Genomic DNA, 12,824 nt, shown 5'->3' with positions numbered 1-12,824 from the left:
ACGATGGTCTCCGCAAGTAGTCAAAGATCGCCGTGCGTCGCGACGGTCACCCAGCTCGACAGCCAGGCACTTTGCAGGACTCCAGTTGGCGGGCGGACGGGTTATGAGCTCGCCAGACGGCTTCCAGATCCAACGTGTCGCGCGCGGTGCGCATGCGGGTGAAGGCGTTGTCGGAAAAGCGCTTCAGGCGTTGGGAGCTGAAGACGAACTCGTGGCTGCACGCGGGATCAGCGTCGATGCCCAGGTGTCGCCGCAACGCGAGGCACTTCGGCTGGGTCAAGTCAAGGGCCTCGGCGAGCTCGGCCGCCGAGCGGTGGTACTTGGCCTGGAGATCCACCTCCCGGATCGCGGCCGCCGGCACGGATTCATCAGCCGCATAGCGCACTGGCGGAGCCGCCTGGTTCTTAACGAAGCGCACCTTGACCAGCAGTCCCTCACCGTCCGTAGCAGTGGCCAGCTCCTCCAAGCGAGGGAAGACTTCCGAGCGCGTCGCTCCCCCACGTATGCCGGCCTGAACGCGATCGACGTCCTTACCCGAGACGCGGGTCTCCGGCCCGGTGTGGGCCTCCATCGCCAACAAGGTTCGAATCCTGGCTCGCGCCTCGTGCGTCGCGCGTCGGCCCGGCTTGAGTAGGGCTGCGATCTGTGTGTATTCCTCGTCCAGGAGGAGCGCCAGGTCACGGGGCGGGTCAACCGACACCGGCAGTACGCGGTCGGGCAGGTGGTCAGCGAGCGACTCCTTGAATACGCCCCTGAGCAGGTCGTCGAAGAGTGTCACGGCAGCTCGGGCATGCACGTACAGCAGCTGCTCGGAAACCTGGTTGAACCAGTGCTGCTCGTCATCGCGCATGGCGTCGATGGCTCTGAGCGTTCCTGCGTCAGGCTCGCTGAGCTTGATGTCCGGGTGTTCGGCAGCCTTGCGTACGCAGGTCTCAAATCCGAGTGACCGGCCCAGGGCCGGGTCGAAGACGCTAATGCCCTTCTGGACGAGCGCGGCTTTCAGCAGCATCTCGAAGGAGTGCTGAAGGTGCAGAAGTACCTTCGTTTCTCGCCCTCGGTCGTGCGGCGAGTTGAATGCCTCGGCCGCCGCAACCATCGAAGAAACGGCCTTCTCCTTGAGGACACGAGCCTCTTGCCTCAGTCTCACTCGCAGCCCTCACGTTCCAGACGCACCAGACAATCGGTGTCCAGGGTGGAGGATTCCTGTCATTACGGGCTGGTAGATGCTACGACGAGCACCGGCCCCGTTCGGACGCCCCGTTTGTGCGCCCAACCTGTTCAACGAGGCCCCGCTGGACATACTCCGAGACTGGGCCCTGAGGGTCAATTCCTGCACTGCCCGCCTCTGGGGTCAGCGGGTGGCGCGGATCATCACGGTGAGGATCGGCGAGGCCGGTGACGGCTGGCTCTGACCGATGTCTTCGTAGCCCCACGACCTGTAGAGCGCGTGGACCTTTCCGTCGCCGGCGGCTGGGTTAACCATGAGCGTGACGTACGGCTCGTCGCGTGTAGCGAGAAGGGCGTCGTGGATGCGGCGGGCGGTGCCGGTCTTCCGCCAGGTCGGACGGACGCCGATCTCCTTCAGGGCCACGGCTGGGCGTTCGGTGTACTCCTCGGCCGGCGTCGGGCTGGTGCGCTGCCAGTAGCGGTCGCCGTGCTCGATGGTGTTGCCGTAGGCGTAGCCAACCGGGTACCCGTCCGCGTAGGCGAGGACGGCCGTGAACCCCGACTCGCCGCCGTGTCGGTCCAGGCGCTCGCCGAACGCGGTGACCGCGTAGTTCGGAAGGTGGAGCAGTGGGGCGCGCACATCGGCATACACGCCGAGGAGATCGCCGCGGACGGTGTCGAGGGCAGTGAACGTGCGCAGTTCGATGGCGGGCGTCGTGGTCATGCGGCCATCCTCCAGGAGGCGGTGTGCTCGGTCCAGGTCTGCGCGGTGGAGCTGCCGGGCGCGGTGGCGCGCAGCGCAGCCCCGAACTCCTGCAGCATGCGCGCTACTCGGGCATGTTGGGTAGCGGCGTTGGCGGAGACCGCCATCGCGGTGGCTGTGGCAGCGTCGGCTGCGCCCTGCGCGAGCTGGGCGTGTGCGAGCCTGGTCGTTGCGATGGCTCGGGAACGCACCATGTGCGGCCGGAGGGCGGACAGGCAGCGGTGGGCGTAATACTCGGCGGTCGGGTAGTCGCCGAGCGCCAGATGCGCCGACAGGGCCAACGAGTCCAGCTCGGCCTGGTCGTAGAAGGCGAGCATCCACACCGGCCGGTAGTCGGCGGGGTCGGCGCGCAGCATGGCGTCCTGGGCCTGCTCGAAGGCCCGGCGGGTGGCGGTTCTGTCCTGTGCCGTGCCGAGGATGGCTCCCTGCCGGGCCAGGCCGAGGGAAGCGAACAGAGAGTCGCGGCGGGTGAGGTGCAGGTTGCGGGCGACATCGTTGGCGGCGAGCGCGTCGGCAGGTCGGCCCATGTGGCGGTACATGGTTCCCGCGTGGCTCCAGATGCGGAACTTGATCGCCTGGTCGCCGGACATCTCGGCGAGGGCCTGGGCCTCGCGCATGTGCGCCTTGGCGACGTCGTAGCGGCGGCCGTCGATGGCGGCCCACATGGCGGAGGAGCGGAAGGCGGCTGCGGAGGCGTAGAGGTTGCTGCGTACCCGCTGGGTGGCGCTGCCGGCGTTCTGGAGGTTGAGTGCCTCCTCGGCGAGGGCGGCGGCCCGCTGTTCGATGCCGAGTTGTCCGCCGTGGCGGTGGTCGCTGGCGACGATCTCCGAGAAGCGCTTCCGCAGGCGGTCGACGTCGCTTATGCCGATACGGCGCGGCGATGCGATGCCGGGAGCGGCTGCCGCTGCGGCGGCAGCCGCCGCGACGCCGCCGACGAGAGTACGGCGCTTCATGTCGGGATCCTCCTGTTGCGGTGAGGCCGGGGCGGACGGAGTCCGGCCCCGTGGCACGAACCCTAAAGCGGTGGCGGGCAGACCGGCGATGTCCTCAAGCGCCTTGCGGGTGGCCGACTTGGGCCACTTGACCCGTCCCGCTTTCCAGGCCCGGACGGACGAGCCGTCGAGACCCCCGGGCCGCCCGGTGAGCAACTCCATGGACCTGTTCACGGCCTCGGCGAGGCTGTTGGAGCTGTAGCCATGCTCGGTCATCCACGCCTCAAGAGCGGTGTTGCGCGCGGTGTCCATCTACGCACGGTAGCCCTCGCATCACTCATTCGTCAGGTAAAAGGCGGGTCAAAACGCCCTAGGTGGTTCCGCCGGACAACCACCTGATCGTCCTAACCAGCGGGGAGCCAGAAAGGGTTGTCTGGGTACTGGTCGCCCATCACCCCTGTGTGGGCGGCTGTTGACGGCCCTTCCGCCTTGAGGTCTTGCACAGGGCGGGCCGGGCACCGAGACGACACGAAGGCTCCACTTCCGATGACGAGTCTCAGCAAGCCAGTTCGGGCCGCGTCCGCCGGCCGCCCCGCCTACAGCCAGACCCTTCCGTGCGAGCCGTCCACGGCCGAGATCGGCCGCAGGCTCGTCCAGAACGTTCTCGACGTGTGGTGCCTCGACAGTCTCGCCGACCGCGCCGCGCTGATCGTCACAGAGCTGGTCGCGAACGCTGCCAAGCACACCCTGTGCCGTGAGGTTCGCCTGACCATCGGGCGGCCGAGCGTGACACGGGTACGTGTCGGCGTCGTGGACTGGGAGCCGTCGCGCCTGCCGGCTGTCGGCCGGGCCGACGAGGATGACGAGTCGGGCCGCGGCCTGCTCCTCATCGACGCGGTCGCCGACCGCTGGGGCTACGACCTGCACTGCTCAAACAGGCGCCCACGCAGCAAAGAAGTCTGGGCCGAACTCCGCATCAAGGACGACGAGTGAGTGCCCCGGCCGCGACGCACCCGTCCCTTTCCGACGCCGCGCGCCTCCGGCCCCTCCGGCAGATGGCCATGGACTGTGCTCCCTGCGCCCGCCCGCTAGGAGCGAGTGGGCGAAGACCGGGTGAGGCGAGGAGCTACCGGGGCCTGCCCTCCCGGCTCTGGAGCTTCGAACCCGGCTGCCGGGCAGCCAGGTCGGCCACCCCGATCACCTCTCAGGAAAGGGGGTGCTCTCCCGGTGGAGTGGCGATGGATCACCGGTGACTGCTGGCTCGGATGCGAGCGCACCGGAGTGCGGGTGATCTGGCTCGGCCCGGTGCAGTGGGGCGGGCAACACGCTCCGTTCTACGCGTGCGAGCCGTGTCTCGACCGCCTCAAGGCTCAGACGCTCGCCTACTTCGTGGGACGGCGGCCGACGCCTGCTTGACCAAAGGTCCGGCACACGACTTCCCGGTATGGGGCAGGGCGGCCCACGAGGGCTCCCCACGCGGGCCATGCCACCCCGTGCCGGGCGGCCAGGAGCCGTCCGAGGAGCCGGCCGTCCGGCAACGCTCCGCGCGACGGCGCCTGGAGGCAACACAGCACAGCAACATCCCAACGAGCAAGAGGAGCCATTCGGAATGACGCGCAACACCGTGACTCTCAGCAGCACCCAGGCACGCCCGCAGTCCCCGGAGGCATCGGACGGCTTCGACCTGGACGTCTCCCTCGTCGAGATCGCCGACCCGGCGGGTCTGGTCAACCTGACCGACGACAACTGCGGCACCACCTGCGGCGCCTGCACCACCAACGTCGCCTGACCCGGACGTGGGTCACTCCGGGCTGGTGCCGCCGTGCCTCGGCGCGGCGGCACCAGCCGTCCGTCCTCTTGATCCGCGGAGGTAGTCGGTGGTCACCTCGCCCGTAGCGTTCCGAGCCGACACGACGGCTCTCGTGCGCGCCGTAGCCCGGCCGTCACTGCCGGTCCCTCCATGTCCTGATCTCGATGACCGCTCTCCCCGCAGCGTGGCGGCCTGTGCGGCATGGCTGCGCACGGTCTGGGCGAATCGAGATGTCGCCGAGGCACTGCAACACTCCAGCCCGGCCCTCGCCGCGCAGGTACGGCTCCTGTGTACGGCCGAGAAGCCCTCTGCGCGGAACGCGCGGCGCGCAGCGCTGTCCGTAACCCGCTATCTGCTCCGATCCGAGCACCGGGCGACTCCGTTCGGTCTGTTCGCCGGCGTGGCCATCGCACAGTTCGGTCCGCGGGCGCGTGCCGACTGGGGCACGGAGCACGTGGCCGTCGGCCGGGCGGGGGCGGAGTGGTTGGCCGCCGTGGTCGAGGGGTTGGAGTCGTGCCCGGAGCTACTCGAACGGCTGCCCGTTGTCGTGAACAGCACTGTGACGAGCAGGGATGACCGCCTCGTCGTGCCGTTCCAGCCCGACGCCCAGGACGACCGGACTCGCGCGGTAGAGGCGTCCTTGGCCCTGACCGCACCTGTACGCGTGATGCTCGCCGCGGCGCGGGCACCCATGTGTTTCGGTGCGCTCGTGGACAAGCTCCGGGGGGCGTTCCCCGAGGCCGGGCGCGAGAGGGCGAGCCGCCTACTGGTGGAGTTGATCCGGCGACGGGTGCTGATCACGAGTCTGCACGCGCCGAGCACCGAGACCGACGCCCTCGGGTATCTGCTCGGGCAACTCGACGCGATCGACGCCGGAACCCTCGCCCCGGTCGCGGAGACGGTGCGCGAGCTGCGTGCGGTCCGGGCGGGCCTGGAGGAGTGCGCCACGCGCGGCGGACGGGACAGAGCGGCAGCGCGAATGCGGGCCCTCGTACCCGGCCTGCGTCGTCATCCCATCGCGCTCGACCTGCGACTGGACGCGCAGGCCGTCCTGCCGGAGGCAGTGGCCCGAGAGGCCGAACGCGCCGCCCTCGTCCTGACCAGGGTGAGTGCCCGCCCGTACGGGACCGCCGCGTGGGGCGAGTACCACCAGCGGTTCTACGAGCGGTACGGCATCGGCACGATGGTGCCGCTCCAGGAGGTCGTGGCGGACAGCGGCACCGGCTATCCCGACGGCTTTCCGGGCACTCCGGCCGGCGCGCGACGGCCTCGCGTGTCCGCTCGGGACGACGTCCTCGTACGGCTGGCACAGGCCGCCGCACTCGACGGCCGCGACGAGGTGCTCCTCACGGACGAACTGATCGCCGCCCTGGACGTGGGACCCGACGAGCCCCGGGTACCACCGCACCTGGAGGTTGGTGTGCGGGTGCACGCGGCCGACCTGGGAGAGTTGCAGCACGGGCGATTCCGGCTGGAGATCGTGAGCGTGTCCCGTGGCGCGGGCGTCTCGACGGGCCGGTTCCTCGGTGTGCTGGCACCCGCCGACCGTGAGGCCCTGGCCGCAGAGCTGGCCGACCTGCCCACCGCGGACAGCGACACCGTGCCCGCGCAGCTCTCTTTCCCGCCGCTGCTTCCCGAGAGCGCCCACGTCACCCGCGCCCCGCAGATCCTGCCCACCGTGATCAGCCTCCAGGAGCACCGCGCCCCGGAGGACGGCGTGCTCACTCCGGGAGACCTGGCGGTGGGATGCGACGGCCGCCGCATGTACCTGGCCGCCCCGGAACGAGGCCACCGCGTCGAGGCCGTCGGAATGAACGCGCTGAACCTGCACACGCACACCCCGCCGCTGGCGCGGTTCCTCACCGAGCTGTCCCGCGCCCAGTGCGCACAGGTCACCGTGTTCGACTGGGGCGCCGCAGCGGCGATGCCCTTCCTTCCACGCCTGCGATACGGGCGCACGGTGCTGGCCTCGGCCCGCTGGCGGCTGGAGGCACCCGAACTGCTCGACCGCACCCGCCCCCAGGCCGAGTGGGACACTGCACTCGCCGACTGGCGCACCCGGCGGCGGCTGCCACGCCGTGTCCACCTCGTTGAGGACGACCGGCATCTCTTCCTCGACCTCGGCCAGCCCGCCCACCGGACGCTCCTGCGCCGGCACCTCGAACGCACTCGCCTGGCTGTGCTCGTCGAGGCCCCCGAACCGGAGGCGTACGGCTGGTGCGACGGGCGAGCACACGAGATCGTGGTGCCCCTCAAGGCGACCCGGCCGCCGGCGTGGCCGCCTCTGCCGGCCCCCACCCCGGCCCGTGCACTCTCACCGGCCCAGATGCAGACCCCTGCCGCCTCCTCGGTGCTTCTGGCCACCCTGTACGGAGACCCTCGCCGCCAGGACATCCTGCTCTCTCGGCACCTGCCCGGCCTCCTCGAACAGCTCGGCAACCCGCCGTGGTGGTTCATCCGCTTCCGCGACCCGGACCAGCACCTCCGCGTACGCATCGCCCTTCCCGCCCCGGGAGCCTTCGCCGAGACGGCCCGTACGGTGAGCGCGTGGGCCGACGAGCTGCGGAGTGCAGGTCTGTTGGCCGATCTGCGGTATCCCACCTCCTACCGGGAGATGGGCCGCTGGGGCTCCGGCGCCGCGTGGGAGGCGGCCGAGGAGGTGTTCCGGGCGGACTCGCGCGCCGTCCTGGCCCAGCTCGCGCAGCCGCAGCGCCCCAGCCGACGCGCGTTGGTGGCGGCCCACACCGTTGCCATCGCCTCCGCGTTCCTCGGCAGCACCGAAGCCGCGATGCGCTGGCTGATCGACCACATCCCGCCGACAGCCCCCGAGCCCGTTCCGCGCCCGCAGTTCACCGAGGCCGTACGGCTCGCCGACCCCTGCGACGACTGGGCGGCGCTGCGCGGACTCCCGGGCGGGGACGCCATTGTGTCGGGATGGAGAGACCGGGACGTGGCGCTCGCTGAGTACTGGCCGCACCTTCCGGGCCCGGACACCCAGGGCATCGCCGTCGACGACGTCCTGACCTCCCTGCTGCACGTCCACTTCGTGCGCCACGTCGTGGTGAACTTCCCCGAGGAAGAGGTGTGCCTCTACCTGGCACGCGCCGCTGCCCTGGCCTGGAGCGTCCGCGCCACCGGGAGGCCGTCGTGACCGCCCACCCCGCACTCCACCTGGTCGACGCCGTCGCCTCCCAGCTCGCCGGCCCCGACACGGCGCCCCTCGGGCCCCGGGCAGTGTCCTCCGACCGGCAGCACCTCGCCTACGGCCCGCTCGGCATCGCGCTCCTGCACATCGAGCGGGCCGCGACCGGGCTGGGACCGTGGCAGCGAGCCCACGACTGGCTCGCCGCCGCTTCCCGCCGGCCGCTCACCAGCGGCCCCGACAGCCATCCCTTCTATGGAGCACCCGCCTTCGCCCATGCCCTGGCCTGCGCAGCCGACCACCTCCCCGGCTCATACCAGCGCGCCCTCACCACGATGGACCGACAGATCGCGGTCGACATCGGACGCCGCCTCGACGCCGGACGCCTCCCGCAGCTCGCCGAATTCGACACCATCCGCGGCCTCACCGGATACGGCGCCTACCTCATGCGCCGCAGCCCCGGCAGCCCCACGATGCGCGCCGTCCTCGACTACTGCGTGCGCCTCACCGAACCGATCACCCACCACGGCGAGACCCTGCCGGGCTGGTGGACGGAGAGCGGGCCCTCGGGCAGCCCGGACGACCGGTTCCCCGGCGGGCACGCCAACACCGGCATGGCACACGGCATCGGCGGCGTGCTCGCGCTCCTGGCCCTCGCCGCCCGGAACGGCACCGTCACCGACGGGCACCACGCAGCAATGCGCACCATCCTGGCCTGGCTGGACCGCTGGCAGGAGAAGACCGGCCGTGGACCGGCCTGGCCGTACTGGGTCACCTTGGGCGAGCTGCGTACCGGTCGCCTCGCCCTGTCCGGACCCTGGCGACGGCGACCGTCCTGGTGCTACGGCACCGCCGGCCTCGCCCGTGCCCAGCAACTCGCCGCGCTCGCTCTCGGCAACACCGGCCGCCAGATCGACGCGGAGAACGCGCTCGTGGCAGCCCTCACCGATCCCGACCAGCTCAGGGCCACCACGGACAACGGCCTGTGCCACGGCTTCGTCGGCCTCGCCCACGTCGCCGCCCGTACGGCCGACGACGCCCACCCCTCGACCGTGGGCCGGCTCCGCGCCGCGATCCCGGCACTCCTGACCGCGGTCCACCCGCCGGACACCGACCCCGAGCTTGCCGCCACGGCGCTCATCCAGGACGAGGAACGAGGCCCCGGCCTGCTCGACGGCGCCGCTGGCACAGCCCTGGCCCTCCTCGCACCCAGCACCGCCGCACCGCCCCGGTCCGCCTGGGACGCCTGCCTGCTCATCGCCTGATTCACCGACCGAAGGACCTCTATGCCCCCCGACCGCTGGCAGCAGCACAACATGACCTTCGTCGACCGCGAGGCCGCCCGGCGCGCCATCGCCGAACGCCTCGGCCCCGCCTTGATCGCCGCCGAGGCCGACGGGCAGCTCACCGGCTGGTGGTTCATGAACAAGCAGCCCTGGCCGCTGCGGTACCTCGCCGACAAGCCCTCGCCGGCCATTGAGTCGTTCCTGAGCGATCTCGTCGGCGACGGCGTGGCTGTGTCCTGTCTGCCCTGCATCTACGAGCCCGAGGTCGACACGTTCGGCGGACCGGAGGCCATGGATGCCGCCCACGAACTGTTCCACAGCGACTCCCGCCACCTGCTCACCTACCAGCCGAGCCCGAAGCACCTGGGACGCCGGGAGACCGCCGTCCTGCTGGCGAGCGCCATGATGCGCGGTGCCGGACTCGACTGGTTCGAACAGGGCGACGTATGGGCGAAGGTCGCCGCCCTCCGGCCGGCCACCAACCCCCTGCCACCCGGACGAGTCACCGAACTGGCCCCGGCCATGCGGAAGCTCATGGCCGCCGATGCCCACAGCCTCTGCCGCCCGGACGGCCCGCTCCACACGCACGGCGCATGGGTGACCGCCTTCGAACGGACGGGGGCCACACTCGCCGACCTCGCGGGCCGCGGCTCCCTTACCCGTGGCCTGCGCGCCGTCATCGCCCACCACGTGATCTTCCACGCCAACCGCGCCGGTCTCCTCCGGAACGACCAGAGCGCCCTGTCCAACACCGCACGAGAGGTAATCATGGGAACGAGTGACCACACCGCGTCGCACGACGAGGCAACGGCCGGCGCCGATAGCGTCAGCGCGGTGAACACCGACACGATCGCCACACCCACGGCAGACGCCGAGCGTCTCCGCAACGCCCTGGTCGACCGGCTTCGCGCGGACGGGCACGCCCGCATGCCCGCCGTCGAGAACGCGTTGCGGACGGTACCCCGCCACGTGTTCGTGCCCGATGCGTCACTCGAAGACGCCTACGCCAACGCACCAGTGCACATCAAGTACGACACCGACGGCACATCGATCTCCTGCGCCTCCCAGCCGGGCGTCGTCGCCCTCATGCTGGACCAGCTCGGCGTCCAGCCTGGCGAGCGCATCCTCGAACTCGGCGCCGGCACCGGCTACAACGCCGCCCTCCTCGCTCACCTCGTCGGCGAGAACGGACACGTGACCACTCTCGACGTCGACGATGATCTCGTGGAGGGCGCCCGTGCGTACCTCGCCGCCGCCGGGATCACCAACGTCGAGGCCGTCACCCGCGATGGAGCCCTCGGTTACGCCGAAGGAGCGCCGTACGACCGGATCATCGCCACCGTGGGCGCACACGGCGTGCCGCACGCCTGGATGCGGCAGCTCGTCCCCGGCGGCCGGCTCCTCGTTCCCCAGCGACTCAAGGGCACGGTCGCCCGCTCCATCGCCTACGAGCAGCGCGACGGCCGGTGGGTGTCCCTCGGCAGCGAGATGAACACCTTCATGCCGCTCAGGCGGGGCATCGCCGACGACGACCGCCGCGTCATCCCCCTCAGCGCGGACGGCACCGTACGGCTCCAGGCCCCCGCCGGACAGCACATTGACGCCGATGCCCTGGCCGGTGTCCTGGACCAGCCGCGCACCGAGGAGTGGACGGGTATGACGGTCCGCGCCATGGAGTCGCCGGAGTGGATGGAACTCTTTGTCACCTGCTCCCTCCCCTCCGGCCTGATCCGGATGCTGTTCCCCCGGAGCGCCACGGGCGGTCTGCTTACCGAGGACCCCTACCCGTCGTCGACCGCGGCCGTCGAAAAGGGCGCCCTCACCTACCTGGCCCGGCGCCCGTCGGACGAGAAGACCCCCGAGGGCGGCAAGCTCTGGGAGTTCGGCGTCATCGGCCACGGCCCCGGCAGCGACGAGCTGACCGCCAAGGTGGCCGAAGCCATCCGCACCTGGGACCGGGACTACCGCGGCCGTGAGGCCACATTCGAGATCCAGCCCCTCGATGCCCCCGAGATCGATCAGCGCCCGGGCCTCTTCGCGCTCGCTACCCCGCTGAACCGCATCGTCGTCGACTGGCGGTGACGCCCTACGTGCAGTGGACGGTGCCCGCCGGCGTACGGCTGGCGGGCACCGCCGCCTCGGCAGTTCTCACTCACCCCTGGGGGACCCATGGACCCGCACGAACCTGTAGCTCAGCGCTTCCCGCTCGTCGCCCGATTCCGGCCCGCTTGCCTGCCCTTACCCGAGCGCGTGCGCGCACTCGTCGACCTGGCCGACACCGCGGTGAAGAAGACCGATCAGGGGCTCGCATCGGCCGTCTACAATCAGGCCGCGCTCATCGCCTCCGATCTCGACCTTCCCGACCTCGCACGCGAGATGTGCCACCAGCACGCCGCCGCCTACCTCCATGCCTGCCCCCTGCCCGGCATGAGCGCGATCCGGGGGCTGGAGCCGGTCGTCAACCTCGCCCGCCTCCAGATCCGCGCCGGCCAGGCAGACGAAGGCCGTCAGCGACTGCTCGACCTGTACAGGGCCGTCGAGGCGGGCGCAGCCGCTCGGTTCGAGGGCGTTGAGGTACCGGCCGACCTCACTGCAACCGACGAGGACCGCCACGAGGTCCGCGCATGGCTGTGGCGCGTGCTCCTCGCCGACGGCACACGCACGCTCACCACCGAGGGACGTTGGGCCAAGGCTCTGGCCCACATCGAAGCCCACCGAGGCGTGGGCAAGCGGATGCTCGATGGGCGCCAAGTCGCCGTACTTGCCGCCCTCGTGGCAGGCGACACGACGCAGGCCACTGCTCTCCTCGCCGACACGGCGCCCGGCGACCCGTGGGAGCAAGCCGTCACGGCATGCCTGACCGTCCTGTGCTGTCGCTACGCCGGGCTGCCGGTCGACGGTCACCTGGCGGAATTGACAGCTACATACCTCGATCGGCAGGTCGAGCCTGGGATGACCGTCTTCGACATTCGGCTCGGCCTCACCGTCCTCGACACGATCGGTTCCGCCGATTCGCCCGCCGCGCACCGCATCGTTGAGGACCTCCACCGCAGGACGACGGACACTGAAGACGGCTACGCGGCCCGCGAGAACCTGGCACACCCCCTGTTCACCGCCCTCGCCACGGAACGACAAGCACAGGACTGCCGTGCGCTGGTGCGTGCCTGCGCCCTCGGGGCCGGGGCCATCCCCGATGAGCTGCGGGAAGAACTGAAGGCGGCTTTGCACGCCAGCGACAGTGTGATCCGCGAAAGCCTTGCCCGCTCGTCCGAACCGGAACTCGCCCCCGCGTAAGGAGCCAGATGAATGCGCACCTGGGCGTTCGTCGAGCGTCGTTGGACGTTGAGAGACCCGTGCCCGACGACGATGTGAACGGGGTGTCCGTTTGTTCGTGATCAGCGAAGCCGACCTTGCCTCGGCTGCGGAGGAAATGTGGTTATCGGTGTGTCGACCGGAGCGCCGTTGCTTGGTACGGCGGTGCTGCGGGCCTGGACCGCGTGGGCTTGTGGGCTGGGCACCGACCGCGTACTGAGTCGCTGGATGCGCCAGGTCAGGACCCGCGCAGGGTGGCGGGCGTCATCCAAGGCGTGTTGATCGACGTGAGGGGCCTCGCGTTTTCCGGACAGGTAATGCAGCCGTTTATTTCATGCGGCGAGGCGGAGTCGTTCATGCTCGGCGTGCGCTTCTCGTGGCGGGCGATAACCGATCGCCGAGTGAAGACGCT

Annotated in this window: 9 protein-coding genes; 6 read left to right on the top strand and 3 right to left on the bottom strand. The window is 70.5% G+C overall.

Annotation, left to right across the window (positions count from 1 at the left end; genetic code table 11):
* Window positions 1-46: 46 nt before the first annotated feature.
* From LJ221_RS05250 to LJ221_RS05240, 3 genes are all read right to left on the bottom strand, one after another.
* Entirely contained in the window at window positions 47-1,147 is a 1,101-nt protein-coding gene (locus LJ221_RS05250) for a DUF3644 domain-containing protein (protein ID WP_241714158.1), read from the bottom strand.
* A gap of 204 nt (window positions 1,148-1,351) precedes the next feature.
* Complete coding sequence (locus LJ221_RS05245) at window positions 1,352-1,891, bottom strand: GNAT family N-acetyltransferase (RefSeq protein WP_241714156.1); 540 nt, start codon at window positions 1,889-1,891, stop codon at window positions 1,352-1,354.
* Window positions 1,888-3,174: an XRE family transcriptional regulator gene (locus LJ221_RS05240; RefSeq protein ID WP_241714155.1), complete on the bottom strand. Its 1,287-nt coding sequence runs from the start codon at window positions 3,172-3,174 to the stop codon at window positions 1,888-1,890. Before LJ221_RS05240 ends, LJ221_RS05245 begins: the two co-directional genes overlap by 4 nt.
* Before the next feature lie 234 nt (window positions 3,175-3,408).
* Here LJ221_RS05240 and LJ221_RS05235 point away from each other — a divergent pair, with 234 nt between their 5' ends.
* The 6 genes from LJ221_RS05235 to LJ221_RS05205 all read left to right on the top strand — a co-directional run bounded on the left by LJ221_RS05235 (window position 3,409) and on the right by LJ221_RS05205 (window position 12,394).
* Complete coding sequence (locus tag LJ221_RS05235) at window positions 3,409-3,855, top strand: ATP-binding protein (RefSeq protein WP_241714153.1); 447 nt, start codon at window positions 3,409-3,411, stop codon at window positions 3,853-3,855.
* 616 nt (window positions 3,856-4,471) lie between these two features.
* Window positions 4,472-4,651: an FxLD family lanthipeptide gene (locus tag LJ221_RS05225; RefSeq protein WP_241714151.1), complete on the top strand. Its 180-nt coding sequence runs from the start codon at window positions 4,472-4,474 to the stop codon at window positions 4,649-4,651.
* Window positions 4,652-4,856: 205 nt separating this feature from the next.
* A complete protein-coding gene (locus LJ221_RS05220) occupies window positions 4,857-7,823 on the top strand; it encodes a lantibiotic dehydratase (RefSeq protein ID WP_241714150.1) in 2,967 nt (988 codons plus the stop codon).
* Window positions 7,820-9,079: a lanthionine synthetase C family protein gene (locus LJ221_RS05215; protein ID WP_241714149.1), complete on the top strand. Its 1,260-nt coding sequence runs from the start codon at window positions 7,820-7,822 to the stop codon at window positions 9,077-9,079. The genes LJ221_RS05220 and LJ221_RS05215 overlap by 4 nt, the downstream gene beginning before the upstream one ends.
* Window positions 9,080-9,100: 21 nt before the next feature.
* A complete protein-coding gene (gene fxlM, locus LJ221_RS05210) occupies window positions 9,101-11,182 on the top strand; it encodes a methyltransferase, FxLD system (RefSeq protein WP_241714148.1) in 2,082 nt (693 codons plus the stop codon).
* Window positions 11,183-11,269: 87 nt separating this feature from the next.
* The gene (locus tag LJ221_RS05205; protein WP_241714147.1) at window positions 11,270-12,394 is read left to right on the top strand and encodes a hypothetical protein; all 1,125 of its coding nucleotides are present in this window, start codon (window positions 11,270-11,272) and stop codon (window positions 12,392-12,394) included.
* The last annotated feature ends 430 nt before the right edge of the window (window positions 12,395-12,824 follow it).

Origin of the sequence: Streptomyces sp. CNQ085 (assembly GCF_022614595.1) — a bacterium.
Classification (GTDB): domain Bacteria; phylum Actinomycetota; class Actinomycetes; order Streptomycetales; family Streptomycetaceae; genus Streptomyces.
Note: the sequence above shows the minus strand (reverse complement) of the source record. Positions and strands in the feature narration are given on the sequence as shown.

Bases quoted from the DNA above. Each gene is read 5' to 3' on its own strand.
- LJ221_RS05240 (WP_241714155.1), bottom strand. From the start codon at position 3,174: ATGGACACCGCGCGCAACACCGCTCTTGAGGCGTGGATGACCGAGCAT.
- LJ221_RS05245 (WP_241714156.1), bottom strand. From the start codon at position 1,891: ATGACCACGACGCCCGCCATCGAACTGCGCACGTTCACTGCCCTCGAC.
- LJ221_RS05225 (WP_241714151.1), top strand. From the start codon at position 4,472: ATGACGCGCAACACCGTGACTCTCAGCAGCACCCAGGCACGCCCGCAG.
- LJ221_RS05205 (WP_241714147.1), top strand. From the start codon at position 11,270: ATGGACCCGCACGAACCTGTAGCTCAGCGCTTCCCGCTCGTCGCCCGA.
- fxlM (WP_241714148.1), top strand. From the start codon at position 9,101: ATGCCCCCCGACCGCTGGCAGCAGCACAACATGACCTTCGTCGACCGC.
- LJ221_RS05235 (WP_241714153.1), top strand. From the start codon at position 3,409: ATGACGAGTCTCAGCAAGCCAGTTCGGGCCGCGTCCGCCGGCCGCCCC.